An 18,668-nucleotide genomic window follows, 5' to 3' on the forward strand; every position below is an offset into this window, starting at 1 on the left:
ACCATGGAACATGACCTGACAATGCCGGCCGGGGAGGCTGTCTTCGTGATCGCGGAGGCGGGGGTGAACCACAATGGCGACCCGGCGCTGGCGGCGGAGCTGGTGGTGGCGGCGAAGCAGGCCGGGGCGGATGCGGTGAAGTTCCAGAGCTTCGACCCCGATGCGCTGGTCAGTGCAGGGGCGGAGACCGCCGCCTACCAGAAGCGGGCCACCGGCAGCGACGACCAGCAGGCGATGCTGCGCGGTCTGGTGCTGGACGTGCCGGCGCATGAGGCGCTGTTTGCACAATGCGCGGACCTGGGGATCGAGTTCATCTCGACCCCGTTCGATGCCGGATCGGCGGACATGCTGGTCCGGCTTGGGGTGAAGCGGCTGAAGGTCGGTTCCGGCGATGTCACCAACATCCCGCTGCTGCGCCATCTGGCGTCCTTCGACCTGCCGGTGATCCTGTCCACGGGCATGGCCGACCTGGCGGAGATCGACAGGGCCATTGCCGCGCTGGCGCCGCTGAAGGACCGGATCAGCCTGCTGCACTGCGTCTCGGCCTATCCGACGCCGATGGCGGAAGCGAACCTGCTGGCGATCCGCACGCTGGAGGCCTGTTACGCCCTGCCCATCGGCTATTCCGACCACACCCTCGGCATTCACGCCGCGCCTGCCGCCGTGGCGCTGGGCGCGCGCATCATCGAGAAGCATCTGACCCTGGATCGCGGCCTGCCCGGACCGGATCACGCCGCGTCGCTGGAACCGGATGAATTCGCGGAGATGGTGACCGCGATCCGGGCGGTTGGAACCGCGCTGGGTGATGGGGTGAAGGCCCCGCGCGGCAGCGAGCTTGATACACGCCGGGTTGCGCGGCGGGGCCTGAAGGCGGCGCGTGACATGGGGGCCGGAACGGTGCTGCGGCTGGAGGATATTGCCGTGCTGCGGCCGGAGACCGGGTTCGCGCCGCACCTGATCGACGATCTGCCGGGCCGGACCTTGCGGCGTCCCCTGCGCCAGGGCGCGCCGATCCTGCCGGAAGACCTTGAATGAGCGGACCTGCCGGGACACGACGGATCGTCTATGTCACCGGCACCCGCGCCGACTATGGCCTGATGCGCGAGACCCTGCGTCGCATCGATGCCCATCCGGCGCTCGACCTCAGCCTGTTCGTCACCGGCATGCACCTGCTGCCTGCCTATGGGGAAACCGTGCGGGAAATCGCGGCGGACGGACTGCCGATCGCCGCCTGCTGGCCGGTTGAACTGAGTGGCGCGGACGGGGGCGAGATGGCACTGGCGCTTGCGGAAACCCTGCGCGGATTCATCGAGACCTTTCGCGCGGCCCCGCCGGACCTGGTGCTGCTGCTCGGCGACCGGGGGGAGATGCTGGCAGGGGCCATCGGTGCGCTGCATCTCGGCTGTGCCACCGTGCACATTCATGGCGGGGAACGCTCCGGCACGGTCGATGAACCGGTACGCCACGCCATCTCGAAGCTGGCCCATTTCCACCTGACCGCAACGGAGCAGGCGGCGACGCGGCTGCGCCAGATGGGGGAGGATGACTGGCGCATCCACACCGTGGGGGCGCCGGGGCTGGATGATCTGGCGAACCGCGATGCGGTGGACCGCGCCGCGCTCGCGAAGGACGTCGGGTTCGATCCCGCCCGACCCATCACCGTCGCGGTGTTTCATCCGGTGGTGCAGGACGGCGCGGATGCGGCCCGGCAGATGCAGACCATGCTCGACAGTCTGCTGGCGGCGGAGGTTCAGGTGCTGGCGCTGGCGCCAAACGCCGACGCCGGCGGTTCGGGGATCGCTGACGTGATGCAGCGGGTGGGTGCCGCCCACCCGGGCCAGGTCCGGCTGATCAGCCATCTGCCGCGTGCGCGCTATCTGGCCTGGCTTGCCGCTGCAGACCTGCTGATCGGCAATTCCTCCAGCGGGATCATCGAATCCGCCAGCCTCGGTCTGCCCTGTGTGAACCTGGGGGACCGCCAGATGGCACGGGACCGCAACAGCAATGTGATCGACGTGCCCACCATCGGCGCGCAGGCGGTATCCGCCGCCATTGCGACGGCATTGCGGCAGGGACGGCAGGACTGGCCCAACATCTGGGGCGATGGCCGAAGCGCACCGCGCATTGCCAGCTTCCTGGCGGAGGTTGATCTGGTCCCCGCGGTCTTCAGGAAACTCAACAGCTACTGACGCTGCCGCAGGCCCTTCACGGCAGTGCGCGCATCACGGTTGACGGCGATGGCGGTGGCGATGCCGAAGAGCCCGCCGGCCAGCAGGGCGATCAGTCCGGTCGTGGCCGTGCTGCCCTCGAACTGCTGCTCCAGCAGGATCGGGACAGCCATGGCGACCGTGGCCAGTATTGCGGTGATCCATGTCGGCGGCTGGGCAAGCATGGCCGCCATGGGAACGTCCCGGTGGGCCGTCTTCAGCAACAGATAGACACTGCTGACGAACGCTCCGAATACCGCGGCGAGCATCAGATGTATCAGGGACCCGCCCATCGCCTTGACCGCCAGCGCCGCGATCAGGAAGGCGATGAACCCCAGTCCCTCGCCCAGCATGGGTGATCGGGTATCATCCATGGCGTTCAGGACCCGCCGATAGAAGACATTCAGGCCCAGCGGGATCAGGCTGATGGCGTAGGTGGCGGTCAGACCGGCGATCACCGACAGTTCTGTCGCCGTGATGTCACCCCAGCCGAAGACCAGCGACGTGATCAGGTCCCGGCTGAGAACCAGCGCGCCGAAGGCCATGGCGGACAGCACGAGGATCCACGTCTGACCCTGCCGCACGAGGCTGAGGAAGGCGCCACGGTCCTGCTCCGCGCCGCCCGGTGCCAGGCCGGCCAGCCGCGGCAGCAGGATGATGGTCAGGGTCATGATGACGACGCCGAGCGGCAGCAGGACCAGGCGGGTCGCATAATTCACGCCAGCCAGCGCGCCGATGCCGAACAGGGTCGCGAAGGCCCGCAGCGCGAACGGATAGAAGAAGACAACGGACTCCGCCGCCGATGTCTGCACCATGCCCAGGATCATCCGGCGATCGACCAGCCATGGCGTGAGGCTCAGGCCGCCGAAGGCGCGTCGGCCTATGGCGGCCATCTGGATCAGCCAGCGCAGCAGCACACCGCCGATCACCGCTGCAGCCAGCCAGGCCACCGATCCGTCCCGCCCGTCCACGAGCAGGGCAATGATCAGCACCGCATTGATGACCGCTGTGCCGATGGCCGACAGGAAGAACCGGTCCTCAGCCTGCAGCCACGCGATGGTCACCGCGTTGATGGCCGCTATCGGGGCCGCCAGAATGACCAGCGGCAACAGGTCGATGGTGCGCTGCCGGGCGATGGCGTCGAACCCGGGGGCCAGCAGATCGACCATGCCCGACCGCACCGCGATCAGCAGCAGCGCAAGCAGGCCGATGATGGCGAAGATCGCCAGACTGGCCTGGAACAGAAGCTGACTGGCAACACCGGCGCGCTGTCTGAAGGCCACGACCAGGACCGCCGTGACACCGCCCGCCCCCAGCACATTGATCAGGAAATCCGGCAGACCAACCAGGAAGACGGCAATATCCGCCTCCCGCCCCAGCCCGAACGACGCCGCGATCGTCGCCTCCCGCCCGAACCCCAGCAGCCGCCCGATCAGCAGGGCGAGGGCAACGGCCGCGCCGGACCTGAGGACGGCGGCGAGCATCAGTCGTCTCTCTGACGAAGCAGCAGGCGATCAATCTCCTTGATGACATTGGCCGTTGCAGTACCGGTTGGTGGGGCGCCCAGCAGGTCGAGCCGTGGTTCCGGCTGCTCGCGCAGAGCGGTGGTGAGTGCGGCATCAAGGTCTGCGATCGTGGCAATATCGGTGCTCAGACCCAGCGGACCGTAGGGAATGGCATCGTCGGCACTGTTGGTCACGACCGGCTTTCCCGCCAGAGCCGCTTCAAGGCCCACCATCGAGAACTCGGTGAACAATACGTCTGCCGCATGGATGACCGCATGCACGCTCTCCTCGCGCGGACTGACATGGTAGCGATCGTCCAGCCTGCCGAAGTCCATCCGCTGATTTGGATGAGCCCGCAGGATGATGCGCAGGTTGGCGTCCCGATCGAGCATGGTCCGAAGGATATCGAGCTTGTCGGCGACCGGGGCAATCCGGGTATCACCCGTCGTCACGGCAGGCAGGGTCCACGCGATAACGGACCGATCCTGCCAGCCCAGTCGCGTCCGCAGGTCAATGCCGCTCGCCACGGCTGTCTCACTGACCAGTTGATCAAGGGCCGGGTTGCCGGTGACCGCGATGGTGGCGGGGGATCTGCCCTTTGCGATCAGGTGGCGGCGAACGGATTCACCCAGCACGGTCACCCGCGTCGCAAACCCGTTGTCCGCCATCCATTGCCATTCGAAGTCGAGGAACAGATCGCCCATCGCCAGGGAGGGGACACCACGCAGGCCGGCGGCAAGGATCATGGCTCTTTCCGCTCTCGGGGAATTGGTCGTGACCACGAGATCCGGTTTCCAGTCGTCGATCAGACGTCCGACTGTCCGGACGGGAAGGAATGCGGCCCTGCCCTTCTCGGCGAATTCCTTCGCGGCGAACTCCTTGCCCGCGCTGGCTTCGAGCTCGGCGTAGCTGAGCCCCATGTAGGCTTCCGTTTCCGGGATGCTGACAAGGCTGGAGTCCATTCCCGCGGCAAGCCGCTTGCCATGCTGTCGCGCAATGTCGTCACCGGGGCGCCAGAGATCCCTGAAACCGACCGGCTCGAATCCGGCCGATTCCGCGACCGCATGGGCTGTCGTCAGCGCCAGGATGCGCAGGTCCACGTCCCCGCGCTGCCGGAGGGCGCGCATCACAGGCATGACCATGTTGATGTGGCTGGCACCGTAGGAAGCGAACAGGATGCGGTATTTCGTCATCGAAAGGCATATCCCGACTGGCCGCGTTCTCTTGAACGCCCGAAGCTGATAGCTATAGTCCGGTCGCCCGACTGTCCATGGTCATTCCCGGACAATCCTTCAGCAAAGAGCGGTTCAAGACATGGCGAAATATCCGGCGCGCGTTGACATTGATCCTGCACGCTACAGCCCCGATCTGAACGACCCGGAAGTCTTCTACGGCTTGCCGAAAGAGGTCCGGTTCTGCCGGAAGAGCCTGATCTCGAATCAGCGCCCGAATTCAGCCGTCGAATTCAAGCATCGCCGCGAGTCGAAGAAGGAAACCGTCCATTTCGACGAGAATGGCATTTCCGACGCCTGGCACGTGGCACAGCGCAAGCGTGGCATCGACTGGCAGGCGCGGCGCGATGAACTGGAGGCAGTGTTGTCGAAGCACCGCCGCAACGACGGTCACTACGACATTCTGGTGCCTGGTTCGGGCGGCAAGGACAGCTTCTATGCCGCGCACGTTCTGAAGTACGAATTCGGCATGCATCCGCTGACAGTCACCTGGGCGCCGCACATGTATACGGACTGGGGCTGGCGCAATCAGCAGGCATGGATCCATGCCGGTTTCGACAACTACCTGATGACACCCAACGGGCGCGTGCATCGGCTGCTGACCCGCCTTGCGGTGGAGAACATCCTGCATCCGTTTCAGCCGTTCATTCTGGGCCAGAAGCAGCTGGCGCCGAAGCTCGCGACCCTGTTCAACATTCCGCTGGTCATGTACGGCGAGAGCGAGGCCGAGTACGGCAACCCGAAGGAAGATGCGGAGCAGGCCCAGCGCGCCTGGGATTATTTCGCACGGCAGGATGACGAGGATGTCTATCTGGGGGGGTCATCTGTCAGCGAGCTGGTCGGTGACTTCGGTCTCGACCGGGTTGACCTGGAACCCTATCTGCCTCCGGATCCCAACCAGATGAGCGACGCGGGTATCGAGGTCCATTACCTGGGCTATTACATGCAGTGGCACCCGCAGAGTGCCTATTACTACTCCGTCGAGCATGGCGGATTCGAGGCTTCGCCCGAGCGGACCGCGGGCACGTACTCCAAGTACAATTCCATCGACGACAAGATCGACGATTTCCACTACTACACGACCTACATCAAGTTCGGCATCGGGCGCTGCATGTATGACGCCAGCCAGGAAATTCGCTCTGGCGACATCGAGTTCGATGAGGGGGTCGCGCTCGTGAAGCGCTATGACGGAGAGTTCCCGGAACGGTTCGCGAAGGAGATCTTCGAGTACCTGTCCCTGCCGCCGGAACAGTATCCGGTCGCGTCGAAGCAGTTCGGGCAGCCGATCATGGACCGTGCCTACTTCGACAACCTCTGTGACCGGTTCCGCTCTCCGCATCTGTGGATGCAGAAGGATGGCAAGTGGGAACTGCGTCACAAGCCCTGGGAAGAGGCCAGCGAACTCAAGGATTGAGGCTGGAACTGTCCGCCGCCCCCGCTACAGGAACACTGTCACTTGCAACGCCGTACCCGCCTGATTGCCCGCATGGATATCAAGGGGCCGAACCTGATCAAGGGTGTGCGGCTGGAAGGCCTGCGGAAGATCGGTGACCCGCAGTCGCGGGCGGCGCGCTACTACGCCGAAGGCGCGGATGAACTCATCTACATGGACGTGGTGGCGAGCCTCTATGGCCGGAACAGCCTGGTCGATGTGGTGCGCCATGCCACGGAGCACATATTCGTCCCGATCACGGTCGGTGGCGGTGTGCGCAGTGTGGAGGATGCCGATCGCCTGCTGCGCGTCGGTGCCGACAAGGTGGCCATCAATACCGCTGCCGTGCATCGCCCCGAATTGATCAACGAACTCTCGCGGCAGTTCGGATCGCAGTGCATCGTGCTGTCGGTGGAGGCCAAGCTGCGCGCCGACGGGGGATGGGAAGCCTATACCGACAATGGCCGGGAGCATACCGGGCGCGACGTGGTCGAGTGGGTGCAGGAGGCCGAGGCTCTGGGTATCGGCGAGATCCTGCTGACCTCCGTCGACCGGGAAGGGACGCGCAAGGGTCTCGACATCGATCTGATCCGCGCGGTGACCGCGGTTGTCGACATTCCGGTCATTGCCAGTGGCGGTGCAGGCTCCCCCGCGCATGTTGCGGCAGCGGTTTCGGACGGTCAGGCTGACGCGGTGGCCGTCGCCGACATGATCCATTTCGATCGTATCAACCTGATGGACCTGCGGTCGGAACTGTCCGGCGCTGGCCTGTCGCTCCGCAACCCCTCGGCGGGATAGGGCGATGACAGCACGGCATGTGACGATCCTGGACTATGGCGTCGGCAATCTGCGCAGTGTCGCGCGGGCGTTCGAGGTCAGCGGTGCCTCACCGGAGCTGGCCGAGACCCCGGGCCAGGCCGCGCGCGCGGAACGTCTGGTGATTCCGGGCGTTGGTGCTTTCCGGTCCTGCGTCGACGCCCTGCGCGCCGCCGGTTTCGAGGATGTCGTGCGGGAAGTGGTGACGGCGCGGGAGCGGCCCGTCCTGGGGATCTGCGTCGGCATGCAGATGCTCTTTGATGGCAGCGAGGAATTCGGCCAGCAACCCGGTCTGGGATTGCTGCCCGGCATCGTCGCGGGCATTCCGCGCGTTGATGCTGCCGGCAACCGCCGCAAGGTACCTCATATCGGCTGGTCGCCCCTTCAGCCCCCCGACGCGCGGACCGGTGACGGCTGGAAGGGGACTGTGCTGGGTGAAACGGCACCTGGAACGGACGTCTATTTCGTCCACTCCTTCTCGGCCCGCCCGACCGACGCCTCCGATGTTCTGGCGGTCACGGATTATGCCGGCTACGAGATCTGCGCTGCCGTCCGGCATGAGAACCTCTGCGGCGTCCAGTTTCACCCGGAGAAGAGCGGTCCGTCCGGGCTGCAGATCATTCGATCGTTCCTCAGCCTCTGACCGCCATCAGGCCACGGGCCATTTCCAGGTCGAAGGGGCTGTCGATGTCGATGGCGCGCTCTGGGGGGATGATGACCGCTACCGTGTCATCGCCGTAGACCCTGCCGGTGCGGAGCAGGTAGTCGGTGCGCACGGCATAGCACAGGCCGTTGGGGGCGTAGAGGTGCCCCAGGTCCTGCCGCCGTTTCAGCAGCCCCTCGGGGTTGAGCGGGCGGACGCGGCGGTCCGGGTCCACGGTGACGAACAGGTCTGGGGACTTAGCCTGCTCCGTGAAGGTGACGGCACTCTCCGCGCCGGTGTCGAGGAGGGCCGCAACCGTGGCGTCAATGTCCGCGGATGTCCGGAACGGGCTGGTGGCCTGCAGCAGCACGATGACATCGTAGCCGCCCCCCAGCGTCTCGACCGCATGGATCAGTGCATCGGTGATCTTCGCCGTGTCGCTGGCCAGTTCCGGTGGGCGCAGGAAGGGCACGTCCGCACCATGCGCCCGCGCCGCGTCGGCGATGCGCGGGCTGTCCGTGGAAACGATGGCGCGGTCGAGCCGCGTCGCGCCCCGGGCCGCCGCGACGGTCCAGGCGATCAGGGGCTTGCCGCCGAGATCGAGGATGTTCTTGTCAGGCAGTCCCTTCGAGCCACCACGGGCGCAGATCACGCCGAGCGCTCGGTGACCCGTCGCTGACATGGATCAGTGCGTGCTGGCGGCGCCGGTCGTTTCCGCCACCGCGTCTTGCCGCTCCGAGTCCTTGATCGCCGACTTCACCTTGTCGGCATCACGCAGGAACGCGCCGGTCATGTTCTCCGACAGCAGTGTCGACGGTGCACCGTCCGGGATCTGGTGGTTCTTGCGCCAGATCTGCTCGTACTCGTCGATGCGGCGGTAGTTGAGCTGCAGCATCGCCTCTCGCAGGCCCAGCAGTTCGACGGCATTGAAGTTGTGGCTGATGACGGCGGAGATGCTGGAGGCATCGCCCAGATCAAGGATGAAACGCTCCATGTCACCGTCGTACTGGCCGCTGATGCGTTCGCGATAGGTCGTGAACCATTCGGAGCCCGGATAGGGCGTCGCGAAATGCGGCTTCACCTGGATGCCCAGGTCGTCCCAGGCGTGCATGTTCATGCGGATCGAGTCGAAATCCTCGTTGGGGAAGCCGATGATCTGGTTCGGCACCGGGCGGATACCGGCCTCCAGCGTCCAGAAGAAGCTGCGCAGGTTCGATTCGCGTGTGGCACCCTTGCCGATGGTCTTCAGCACATGTGGCGCGAAGGATTCATACCCGTAGACCAGATGCGAGCAGCCGGCTTCCCGCATCGTCTTCAGCACCTCCTTGGTGCACAGCGTCGCGTGGCTGGTCCCCGCCCAGTGGATGCCGGTCCAGGTGCCGTCGTCATTGGCCTTCGGCGCGAAGCCGAGATCGTGCCACTGGTTGCAGATGTCGTTCATCCAGGTCCGGCCGGAGAACTTGTCCATCGTCATCAGGTTCTCGTCCAGGAACCCGATGAAGTTGATGTTGAACTTGTCGTAGGCATGCTTCACTAGGGCGCCGACATACTCCGGCGAGTGATAGCGGATGCTGCGCGTGTAGGTGCCGGGCTGGTCGAAAGCGACGTTCAGATCGCCGTTCTCGTCCTCCTCGTAGCGCATGTCGCCGGCGATGCCGAGATGGTAGCAGAAGCGGCAGATCAGGGAGCAGCCATAGCTCGTGTTGATGTCCAGCCGGCGCGACGCCAGCATGCCTTCCTCCGAGAACAGCACCTGGCTGTTCTTGAAATAGACCTCCTCCAGCGGAAACAGCTCCCATGCCGGGAACGGCAGGCTGTCCAGATCGTGCATCAGCGGCCGCATCTGCGACATGATCAGACCACCGCCGGGCTTCCGCGAGACGGTGCCCTTGATGTCCCAGAATTCTCTGCCACCACGATCGACCATGTCGCAGATCTCGGGGAAGGTGATGAAACCCTCGCCCACGCAGCCGACATCGACCTGTGGGATCCATGACATCATCTCGCGCGGCAGGGACGTCAGCAGTCCACCGCCCATGACCTGTACGGCCTGCGGCGCATACTCCCGCGCGATGCGCGCGATGCGCTTCACCGAGGCGTAGGTCGTTGTGATGCCGCCATAGCCGATGATGTCCCAGTCGTCGGCGACACAGACGGCCTTTGTCGTCTCGTCACCCTGACGCCAGGCATTCTCGTCATAGACCTGGACAAGATGCCCCTTCTCCATGGCGATGGCCGCAAGCAGCGCAATCCCGTAGGGCACATGCCGGGGGACGTCTTCCTCCCGCACCGTCGGGTTGATCAGCAGGATCTTTGCCATGAAAGTTGCCTCTTCTCTCGGGGGATCAGGGGACGCCTAGGTGGTCGCGCCGTCGAGAAATTCCTCCAGCGATGCCCAATGGACGTGATCGCTGAACAGGGTACCGCCGCCGCTGCAGTTGTATGTCGTGCAGTCCGCATCTGCCGCCATTTCGATGAAGGCGGAGCGATACCAGTAGTACGCGGGGTCAGTATAGTACCATTCGTCGGTGTGTGGGTTGTGGATGTCGATATACAGCTCACCGATGCGGCTCTCGTCACCCCCCACCAGGTCCCGTGCCTCGTAATAGTACTGGGTATTGAGCAGCGGTGTGTCGGCGTAGTAGCCGAAATCCATGCCCGTGACCGCGACACGGCTCTTGTCCAGAACGGCGTGGGCCACCATCCAGCAGGCACCCCCGACATTGCCGCCTGCATTCATGCAGGGCAGCCCGTTCTGGCGATGCAGTTCCATCGTCACGCTGCCCGGCTTGTCCGGGTCATCCAGCATCGGATTGAACCAGAACACCTGCATGCCGATCTCGTGCACGCGCTTCACCACATCCGGCGAAGCCGTCGTGCCCAGCGCGATACGGATGTCCTTGCCGTGTTCGGCCATCAGCGACAGCAGCTCATTGTTCTTTGCGACCTCATCGGCGAAGCTCGGATCCTGTTCCTGACGGCGGAAATAGTCGTCTGCCTGCATACGTGCCTGGTCCAGTTCCGGGTCACCGAACCAGCGCACGATGCGCAGGGGGTGCGGATCGACCGAGACGGCGACCGTCGGCATCAGACCCTGGCGCAGGCAGTGGGAGATCGCACTCTCCGTACAGACGACAGCTCCCCGGAAGTCGCGCTGCTTCAGTACCGGTACCGGATCGCGACGGCGCAGGCTTGGACCGGCGGCAATGACGACGCCGCTGTCCCCGGCACCCAGGCCGAGTTCGTGCAGGTCGCGCAGGCTCCGTCCCTGCTTCAGGTAAGGCGCGTTCTGCGCGACGTTGGCCAGGCACATGTCCTGGGTCCGCGCCTCCGTCATCGCCGACATTTCCTGCTGCAGCCGCAGCAGCAGGCGACCGTCACGCTGTCCCGCAGATTGGGAAGCGGGCGTGGTCACTTCTTGTCGGTATCCCACATGACCTTCTTCTTGGACACGAAGGCGATGGAACCGCCGAGACGCTTCTTGGCCTCCATCTCGAACCGGTCTTCCAGGGTTTCCTCGGACTGCTTGATCTCGACCTTGTCACGGGTCTGGAAATTGCCGCGCAATACATCGTTCGACATGGCGTCTGGCCTCTTTCGGTGGGCCCCTTGCGGAGCGGTTCATCTGCGAAAAGTCATAGGGTTTCCGCAGGTTCCTGTCCAGCAGATGCGCGTTCCGCTGGTGTCGCGGAAGCGTTTGTGGCACCCATCCGATGCATGAAGCGCCTGTTCGATATCATCATTGCCGCCCTGCTGCTGCTGTGCAGCCTGCCGCTGTTCCTGCCGCTGGCCCTCGCCATCCGGCTCGACAGTCCGGGATCGCCGTTCTATCGCCAGATTCGGGTCGGTCGCGGCGGGCGCCCGTTCGGGATGCTGAAGTTCCGTTCCATGGTGGCGAACGCGGATCGGATCGGCGGCCATTCCACAGCCGCCGGTGACGCCCGAATCACCAGGGTCGGGCGCTTCATCCGCAAGACCAGCCTGGATGAACTGCCGCAGCTGCTGAACGTGCTCTCCGGTGACATGAGCCTTGTCGGTCCCCGTCCGGACGTGCCGGCGCAGGAGGCGGACTATGCGCCCGACGACTGGGTTCTGCGCCACCGGGTGCGTCCCGGCGTCACCGGCCTCGCCCAGGCCCTGAAACGGTCAACCGCGACCCCGGCGGAGCGCACGGAAATGGACCTGCGCTACGTCCGCGAGCAGTCATTGTGGCTGGACCTGAAGATCCTCTGGTGGACCGCCCGACAGGTACTCTCGAAGGGCGGCATCTGAGGGCTGACCTCATTTCGCCGCGGTATCCGCCACCGTCCGGTCACGATAGAGCGCCTGCGCCTCGCTGGCCGGGCCGCGGCGTTCGCCGAGGGCAGCGATCTCGATCACCCGGATCTCGCCGTTCCAGGGAATTGTCAGCACATCGCCGACCCTGAGCGGCTGGCTGACCTTCCTGATGACCTGCCGGTTCAGGCGCATCCGGCTTCCCTTCACCGCCCGTGCGGCCAGACTTCGGCTCTTGAAGAAACGCGCGTACCAGAGCCAGAGATCAATGCGGATCGAGCCTTGGGCGGGAGTTTCCATGGTCACCTGTTCTTCAGGACAGCCAGTGCGGCGAAGGGGGAATCGGGGTTGAGGGGTCGGGTTTCCCGCCGGTGCTTGCGCTTCGGCGGGGCCTGCTTGGTGCGATCGGACGATGCGGGTCGTGCCTGATTGCGGGCCTTGCGTTGCTCGCGCGTCGGGCGCGGATGGAACAGCAGGGGCGCGTCGTCACCCTGTCGCTCCGTGCGATAGCCCAGACCGGTCAGGATCGGTCCCAGGCGTTCCGGCCCGCCGCCCAGCATCGACATCAGGGCATGGTCGGCCTCCGCCGGGCCCTTGCGTGTGGCCTTGTGCGCATGGTCGGCAATCCGCTCCACCATGTCGACGCGCACGGCTGTGGTGCCGAAGCGGGCATAGCCCGAGACCAGCAGCGCGTCGGCATCGCCCTTGCGGTCCGTGTCGAAGGAAACCCGGCCCTGCTGGTCCGTCGGCAGCATCAGGCCGCCCTGCAGCCCGTGCAGGATCATGCGCCAGCGGGTCGGTTCGGGTTTCAGCAGCGCGGGGCAGAAGATCGCCGACCGGCCCACCTGCACCCCGGCATACTTGAAGCGGCCATGGTCCTTCGGGTCGAGCTGGCGCATCTGCTCCTGCACCGCCTTGCGGGGCAGGATGCCGAGACGCTCGACGATCTGGAAGGCGATGCCCCGGGCAGCAGGACTGAAATTGCGGTTCTCCAGCTCCGTCAGTGGTCGCAGCAACTGTCCGATCCGGGTTTCGACCCACGCGCCGAGGCGGGTGGAAATCTCTTCGGAGGTGCGGCTGTCGAGCTGGTCGCTGACATTCAGGCGAACCCTGGGGCGCAGCACATGATCGCCTGCCTCCAGCCGCGCGATGATCTCGTCCTGCCAGCAGATGTCGCCGTCATCCGAGAGCGTGAAGGCGTCATCCGCCGCACCCGCGATCCTGCGTCCGCGCGCGACGAGGGCAGAGGCCAGCACCTGGCGGACAGCGCCCTTCAGCGCCTTGTTGTCGAAGGCGGAGCGGTCGGCGGCGAAGACAAGCCCCCTGATGCGCCCGACATATTGCCCTTCCACCGTGACATTGCCGTCCGGGTCGATGGCGGTCAGCACCTCCTCCCGGTCGCGCAGCCGGTTGACCAGTGCGGCGGTGCGCCGGTCGACGAAGCGTTGTGTCAGGGACTGGTGCAGCGCGTCGGAAAGCCGTTCCTCGATGGCCCTGGCCCGTTCCTGCCAGTGCAGCGGATCGTCCAGCCATGCCGCGCGATGGGAGATATAGGTCCAGGTGCGGATGTGGGCCAGGCGCCCCTGCAGGGTGTCGAGGTCGCCGGTGGTGCGGTCGAGCTGTTCGAGATGCTTCGCCATCCAGTCGCGGTCGATCTGGCCCTTCGTGGCGATCTGCAGGTAGATCCGCCCCACCAGCTTGACGTGGTTGTCATGCATGGTCTTGCGGAAGTCGGGCACCTGGCAGATGTCCCAGAGCAGATGCATGTTGGCCGGATTGAGTTCAGCCAGCGCCATGATCTCCGGGTCGCGGGCCAGCACCTTCAGGGTCTCCGTATCCTCTGCCCGGCGCGGTGTGGCCAGCCAGCGGAACGGCGGCGGCTGTTCCAGCGACCGGATCAGCGCCTTCGGATGGCTGAAGTCCAGCCTGGTGTTGCGCCAGCGGAGCTGGGTCAGCGGATCGAAGCGGTGTTCCTGTACCGCCTCCACCAGTTCCGGTTCCAGCAGCGGCGCATCCGCGGTGACGCCAAAGGTGCCGTCGCGCATGAAACGGCCGGCCCGCCCGGCAATCTGGCCGATCTCGGCGGGGCTGAGGGCACGCCGCCGGGCACCGTCGAACTTGTGGGTCGCGGCGAAGGCGACATGGTTGATGTCCATGTTCAGCCCCATGCCGATGGCATCGGTGGCGACCAGGAAATCCACTTCACCGGCCTGATACATCTCCACCTGCGCATTGCGGGTGCGCGGGCTGAGCGCGCCCAGCACCACCGCCGCGCCGCCCCGCTGCCGCCGCATGAGCTCGGCGATGGCATAGACATCGGAGGCGGAGAAGGCGACCACGGCACTGCGGCGCGGCAGGCGGGACAGCTTGCTTTGTCCGACATAGGCCAGAGAGGACAGTCGCGGGCGCGTGATGATCGTGGTGTCGGGCAGCAGCCGCTGGATCAGGCCGCGCGCGGTGGCGGCCCCCAGGAACATGGTGGTCTCCAGCCCGCGCACGTGCAGCAGCCTGTCGGTGAAGGTATGGCCCCGCTCCGGGTCCGCGGCCAGTTGGATCTCGTCCACCGCCACGAAGTCGAAGCTGCGGCCCGTCGGCATGGCCTCGACGGTGCAGAGGAAATAATGCGGGTTGGCGGGGATGATCTTCTCCTCCCCCGTCACCAGCGCGACGTTGGAGCGACCGCGCGCCTCGACAACCCGGTCGTAGACCTCCCGCGCCAGCAGGCGCAGGGGGAAGCCCATCATGCCGCTGGCATGGGTCAGCATCGTCTCGACGGCCAGATGCGTCTTGCCCGTGTTGGTGGGGCCGAGCAGTGCGACCGTTCGTCCCCTGAGACCCGAGATGCCTTCATTGGTCATGGGAGAACTGTCCGGTGTTGTTGCGTGTCTGACAAGTCAGATTGTGAAAAATACCGAAATTTCAACAGCTTCGGTGTTGTCGAATGTGACAGGGGGATGACATGAAGGCGTCGATTGGCGAATCACCGCCGAAGCCGTGCCTCGATAAGTCGTTGACGAACACAGCCGATGCAGTACCAAAGGCCCGCCATGAATGAACCTGTGAACAAGGCCCTGTTGCCAGCCGGTCTGCGCGACGCCCTGCCTGAAGAGGCGGAGCGCGAGGCGACGGCCGTCTTCAGCCTGATGAATGCGTTCCGCGCAGAGGGCTATCAGACCGTCAAACCGCCGCTGATGGAGTTCGAACAGAGCCTGCTGAGCGGGCCTGGCGGCGAACTGGCGCAGCAGCTGTTCCGGCTGATGGATCCGATCTCGCAGCAGATGATGGGCCTGCGGGCAGACATCACCCCCCAGATCGCGCGCATTGCGGCCAGCCGACTGGCGGGATCGGCACGTCCGCTCCGGCTCTGCTATTCCGGGCAGGTGCTGCGGGTCCGGGGCGACCAGTTGCGCCCGGAACGGCAGTTCACGCAGGCGGGGATCGAACTGTTCGGCTCCGACGCCGTGAAGGCGGATGTGGAGATCGTGCTGCTGACGGTTGCGGCGCTGCGCGCTGCCGGGCTGCAGGATCTGAGCATCGACCTGACAGTCCCTTCCCTGGCGCCCGCCGTGCTGACCGGGCAGGGGCACGAGGGGGCGACGGCGGATGCCGCGAGGGAGGCACTGGACGGCAAGGACGCGGGGGAACTGCGTGGTATCGTTGGTGATGACCCGCTGATCTTCGGATTGCTGGAAGCGGTCGGCCCGGCGGAGACGGCGATGCCGCGGTTGCAGGCCCTGGACATCAGCGGTCTTGCCGGTCAGCAGATCGCCCGCCTGGCGGAGACCATCGCGGGGATCCGGGCCGTGGAGCCCGATCTGAGCCTGACGGTCGATCCGGGCGAGTACCGCGGTTTCGAATATCAGACCGGTGTGGCCTTCAGTGTCTTTGCCCCAGGTGTTCGTGGCGAGATCGGGCGCGGTGGCCGCTATGTCAGCGAGACCGGCGAGCCGGCGGTCGGGGCCACGGTCTATCTGGATTCGGTGCTGCGGGCCTTGCCGGTGACGGTCAGCGCGCTCCGGGTCTATCTGCCGTTCGGCACGGCCCCCGACGATGCGCGGCGCTGCCGCGAACAGGGCAATCGGGTGGTTGCCGGCCTGGAGCCGGAAGCCGATCCCGAGGCAGAGGCACGAAGGCTTGGCTGCACCGCGATCTGGCACAAGATCGAGGTCAAGGACATCTGAGGCGGGTTTCGGCCCGAAAATGCATCAGGAAAGGATCCCGACATGACCAATGTCGTGGTGGTCGGCGCCCAGTGGGGTGACGAGGGCAAGGGCAAGATTGTCGACTGGCTGTCGGCGATGGCGGACGTGGTCGTGCGCTATCAGGGCGGTCACAATGCCGGACATACGCTGGTCATCGACGGTGTGACCTACAAGCTGAGCCTGCTGCCCTCCGGCATCGTGCGCAAGGGCAAGCTCTCCATCCTGGGCAATGGTGTGGTCATCGATCCCACCGCGCTGATGGACGAGATCGGGCGTCTGGCCAAGCAGGGTGTCGAGGTGACGCCGGAGAATTTCCAGATCGCCGCCAATGCCTGCCTGATTCTCAGCCTGCACCGGGACCTGGACGCGATCCGGGAAGAGGCCGCCGGCGGTGCCAAGATCGGCACCACCCGACGCGGCATCGGCCCGGCGTACGAGGACAAGGTTGCCCGGCGGGCGATCCGGGTCGCGGACCTGGGTGATCCGGTGACCCTGGACGGCAAGATCGAACGCCTGCTGGTGCACCACAATGCTCTGCGTCGTGGCCTGTCCCAGCCGGAGATCGCCAAGGACGACATCCAGGCTGAACTGAATGCGGTCAGCGACGACGTCCTGCGCTTCGCCGCGCATGTCTGGCGCACGCTGGACGAGGTCAATCGCCAGGGCAAGCGCATCCTGTTCGAGGGCGCGCAGGGGGCGATGCTAGACATCGACCACGGCACCTATCCGTTCGTCACGTCCTCCAACACCGTCGCCGGACAGGCGGCCCCCGGTTCCGGTTGCGGGCCGAAGGTGATCGATTTCGTGCTCGGCATCGTCAAGGCCTACACCACCCGCGTCGGCTCCGGCCCCTTTCCGACCGAACTGGATGACGAGATCGGGCGGCACCTCGGGGAGAAGGGCCGCGAGTTCGGTACCGTCACCAACCGCGCCCGCCGTTGTGGCTGGTTCGACGCGGTGATGGTGCGGCAGGCGATCCGTACCGGCGGCATCGACGGTGTGGCGCTGACCAAGCTGGACGTGCTGGACGGGCTGAAGGAACTGAAGGTCTGTGTCGGCTACGAACTGGATGGCAAGCGCCTCGACTTCTACCCCTACAACATGGCCGATCAGGCCAACATCCGCCCGGTCTACGAGACCTTCGAGGGCTGGTCGGACACCACATATGGTGCGCGGTCGTGGGCCGACCTGCCGGCGCAGGCGGTCAAGTACGTCCGCGCGATCGAGGAACTGATCGGCGCGCCTGTGGCCCTGCTTTCGACCAGTCCCGAACGGGAGGATACCATCGTCGTCCGTCACCCGTTCGAAGGCTGAGTGAATGACCGGTCGCCCCGCCCCTGCAGGTCCCGCACTGGCTGACCTTCCGGGGCGCGGCTGATGGGTGCCGTTCTCGACATCGTCTTCCCGGTCTTCGCGCTGATGGGCATCGGCTACGCGCTGGGGCGCTCGCCCCTGCTGGGGGGCGACGTCGGGATCAAGGCGCTGACGAATTTCGTCTTCTATGCCGCCATTCCGGCCCTGCTGTTCCGCCTGTTCAGCCGGGGCCTGCCGGAGGACGGCATCGAATGGTCGATCATCTTCGGCTATTTCGGTGCCGCGCTGCTGCATTTCGCGCTCACGGTGGCGCTGGGGCGGTACGTGTTCCGCAATCCGCCGGTCGAGTACGGCCTGATGGGCATGGCCTCCAGCTTCTCCAACACCGTGCTGATGGGCCTGCCGCTGGTCTACACGACCTTCGGCGAGCCGGGCCTGATCCCGATGATGATGATCGTGACGTTCCACCCCATGATCCTCATCCCGCTGTCCACCATCATGGTGGAGGCCCTGCGCGGCCAGAAGGGGCAGGGAATCGGGACCGTCCTGTTCTCCACCTTCAGAAGTCTGGCGGTGCATCCGGTCATCCTCGGCCTGTGCAGCGGGCTGGCCTTCAGTGCGACGGGGCTGGAACTGGTGTCGATGGTCGACCGGCTGATCGACATGCTCTCCCGGGCGGCAACCCCGGCAGCACTCTGTGCGCTCGGGGCCTCCCTCACCCAGTTCCGTATTGCCGGTGACCTGAAGGAAAGCCTGACGCTGGTGATCATGAAGCTGGCACTGCTGCCCGCGCTGGTCTTCATCTTCACCAGCTACATCTTCCAGAGCGATCCGCTCTACGTCGCCGTTGCGACGGTGACTGCCGCGACACCCGCAGGGATCAACTCCTTCCTGCTGGCAAGGTTCTACGGCACCTACACCCAGCGCTCCGCCTCCGTGATCCTGCTCTCCACGGTCTTCAGCGTGGTCACCCTGTCACTCCTGATCGCCTGGCTGAAGACGGTCTGAAGAGAAGAGCAGATCAGTCGATCGATGGAGCGGC

General features: G+C 65.4%; 17 protein-coding genes. 9 read left to right on the forward strand and 8 right to left on the reverse strand.

The genetic code is table 11. The features are described 5' to 3' along the window. The first annotated feature begins 3 nt into the window (after window positions 1-3). Together QGV54_RS01295 and neuC are read left to right on the forward strand one after the other, a co-directional pair. Window positions 4-1,035, forward strand: a complete 1,032-nt coding sequence (locus QGV54_RS01295; protein ID WP_281018685.1) for an N-acetylneuraminate synthase family protein — start codon at window positions 4-6, stop codon at window positions 1,033-1,035. Further along, window positions 1,032-2,189 (forward strand): UDP-N-acetylglucosamine 2-epimerase, encoded by a 1,158-nt coding sequence (neuC, locus tag QGV54_RS01300; RefSeq protein ID WP_281018684.1) that lies wholly within the window; start codon window positions 1,032-1,034, stop codon window positions 2,187-2,189. The genes QGV54_RS01295 and neuC overlap by 4 nt, the downstream gene beginning before the upstream one ends. On the opposite strand, the gene QGV54_RS01305 is transcribed toward neuC, so the two are convergent. Together QGV54_RS01305 and QGV54_RS01310 are read right to left on the reverse strand one after the other, a co-directional pair. Continuing rightward, a complete protein-coding gene (locus QGV54_RS01305; RefSeq protein WP_281018683.1) occupies window positions 2,183-3,691 on the reverse strand; it encodes a lipid II flippase MurJ in 1,509 nt (502 codons plus the stop codon). The genes neuC and QGV54_RS01305 overlap by 7 nt on opposite strands. Continuing rightward, window positions 3,691-4,905 carry a CDP-glycerol glycerophosphotransferase family protein gene (locus QGV54_RS01310; protein ID WP_281018682.1) on the reverse strand — a complete coding sequence of 405 codons (1,215 nt, stop codon included), beginning with the start codon at window positions 4,903-4,905 and terminating at the stop codon, window positions 3,691-3,693. Before QGV54_RS01310 ends, QGV54_RS01305 begins: the two co-directional genes overlap by 1 nt. A 121-nt stretch (window positions 4,906-5,026) precedes the next feature. Here QGV54_RS01310 and QGV54_RS01315 point away from each other — a divergent pair, with 121 nt between their 5' ends. The 3 genes from QGV54_RS01315 to hisH all read left to right on the forward strand — a co-directional run bounded on the left by QGV54_RS01315 (window position 5,027) and on the right by hisH (window position 7,835). Further along, entirely contained in the window at window positions 5,027-6,358 is a 1,332-nt protein-coding gene (locus QGV54_RS01315) for an N-acetyl sugar amidotransferase (RefSeq protein WP_281018681.1), read from the forward strand. Window positions 6,359-6,430: 72 nt separating this feature from the next. Then, window positions 6,431-7,174, forward strand: a complete 744-nt coding sequence (locus QGV54_RS01320; protein ID WP_348637664.1) for an imidazole glycerol phosphate synthase cyclase subunit — start codon at window positions 6,431-6,433, stop codon at window positions 7,172-7,174. A gap of 4 nt (window positions 7,175-7,178) precedes the next feature. Next, window positions 7,179-7,835, forward strand: coding sequence for an imidazole glycerol phosphate synthase subunit HisH (hisH, locus tag QGV54_RS01325; RefSeq protein ID WP_281018679.1), 657 nt, complete (start codon window positions 7,179-7,181; stop codon window positions 7,833-7,835). Here the strand turns inward: hisH and QGV54_RS01330 are convergent. From QGV54_RS01330 to QGV54_RS01345, 4 genes are read right to left on the reverse strand one after another with little or no spacing between them, the layout of a single operon-like run. After that, window positions 7,825-8,517, reverse strand: a complete 693-nt coding sequence (locus QGV54_RS01330) for an acylneuraminate cytidylyltransferase family protein (RefSeq protein WP_281018678.1) — start codon at window positions 8,515-8,517, stop codon at window positions 7,825-7,827. The genes hisH and QGV54_RS01330 overlap by 11 nt on opposite strands. 3 nt (window positions 8,518-8,520) lie before the next feature. Continuing rightward, the gene (locus QGV54_RS01335) at window positions 8,521-10,155 is read right to left on the reverse strand and encodes a cobalamin-dependent protein (RefSeq protein WP_281018677.1); all 1,635 of its coding nucleotides are present in this window, start codon (window positions 10,153-10,155) and stop codon (window positions 8,521-8,523) included. Between the two features lie 36 nt (window positions 10,156-10,191). Beyond that, on the reverse strand, window positions 10,192-11,250 hold the full coding sequence (locus tag QGV54_RS01340; protein WP_281018676.1) for a hypothetical protein: 1,059 nt from the start codon (window positions 11,248-11,250) through the stop codon (window positions 10,192-10,194). Beyond that, complete coding sequence (locus QGV54_RS01345) at window positions 11,247-11,417, reverse strand: hypothetical protein (RefSeq protein WP_281018675.1); 171 nt, start codon at window positions 11,415-11,417, stop codon at window positions 11,247-11,249. The genes QGV54_RS01340 and QGV54_RS01345 overlap by 4 nt, the downstream gene beginning before the upstream one ends. A 135-nt stretch (window positions 11,418-11,552) precedes the next feature. On the opposite strand from QGV54_RS01345, the gene QGV54_RS01350 reads away from it, so the two are divergent. Next, the gene (locus QGV54_RS01350; protein WP_281018674.1) at window positions 11,553-12,107 is read left to right on the forward strand and encodes a sugar transferase; all 555 of its coding nucleotides are present in this window, start codon (window positions 11,553-11,555) and stop codon (window positions 12,105-12,107) included. Between the two features lie 9 nt (window positions 12,108-12,116). On the opposite strand, the gene QGV54_RS01355 is transcribed toward QGV54_RS01350, so the two are convergent. Further along, window positions 12,117-12,410 carry an RNA-binding S4 domain-containing protein gene (locus tag QGV54_RS01355; RefSeq protein WP_281018673.1) on the reverse strand — a complete coding sequence of 98 codons (294 nt, stop codon included), beginning with the start codon at window positions 12,408-12,410 and terminating at the stop codon, window positions 12,117-12,119. 2 nt (window positions 12,411-12,412) lie between these two features. Further along, window positions 12,413-14,968, reverse strand: coding sequence for a helicase-related protein (locus QGV54_RS01360; protein ID WP_281018672.1), 2,556 nt, complete (start codon window positions 14,966-14,968; stop codon window positions 12,413-12,415). 189 nt (window positions 14,969-15,157) lie between these two features. Here QGV54_RS01360 and QGV54_RS01365 point away from each other — a divergent pair, with 189 nt between their 5' ends. The 3 genes from QGV54_RS01365 to QGV54_RS01375 all read left to right on the forward strand — a co-directional run bounded on the left by QGV54_RS01365 (window position 15,158) and on the right by QGV54_RS01375 (window position 18,634). Beyond that, entirely contained in the window at window positions 15,158-16,291 is a 1,134-nt protein-coding gene (locus QGV54_RS01365) for an ATP phosphoribosyltransferase regulatory subunit (RefSeq protein ID WP_281018671.1), read from the forward strand. 42 nt (window positions 16,292-16,333) lie between these two features. Then, a complete protein-coding gene (locus QGV54_RS01370) occupies window positions 16,334-17,626 on the forward strand; it encodes an adenylosuccinate synthase (protein ID WP_281018670.1) in 1,293 nt (430 codons plus the stop codon). Window positions 17,627-17,689: 63 nt separating this feature from the next. Then, window positions 17,690-18,634: an AEC family transporter gene (locus QGV54_RS01375; protein WP_281018669.1), complete on the forward strand. Its 945-nt coding sequence runs from the start codon at window positions 17,690-17,692 to the stop codon at window positions 18,632-18,634. Window positions 18,635-18,668 lie beyond the last annotated feature (34 nt).

The sequence above is a fragment of the Minwuia sp. IMCC3060 genome (assembly GCF_029909435.1).
Classification (GTDB): domain Bacteria; phylum Pseudomonadota; class Alphaproteobacteria; order Minwuiales; family Minwuiaceae; genus Minwuia.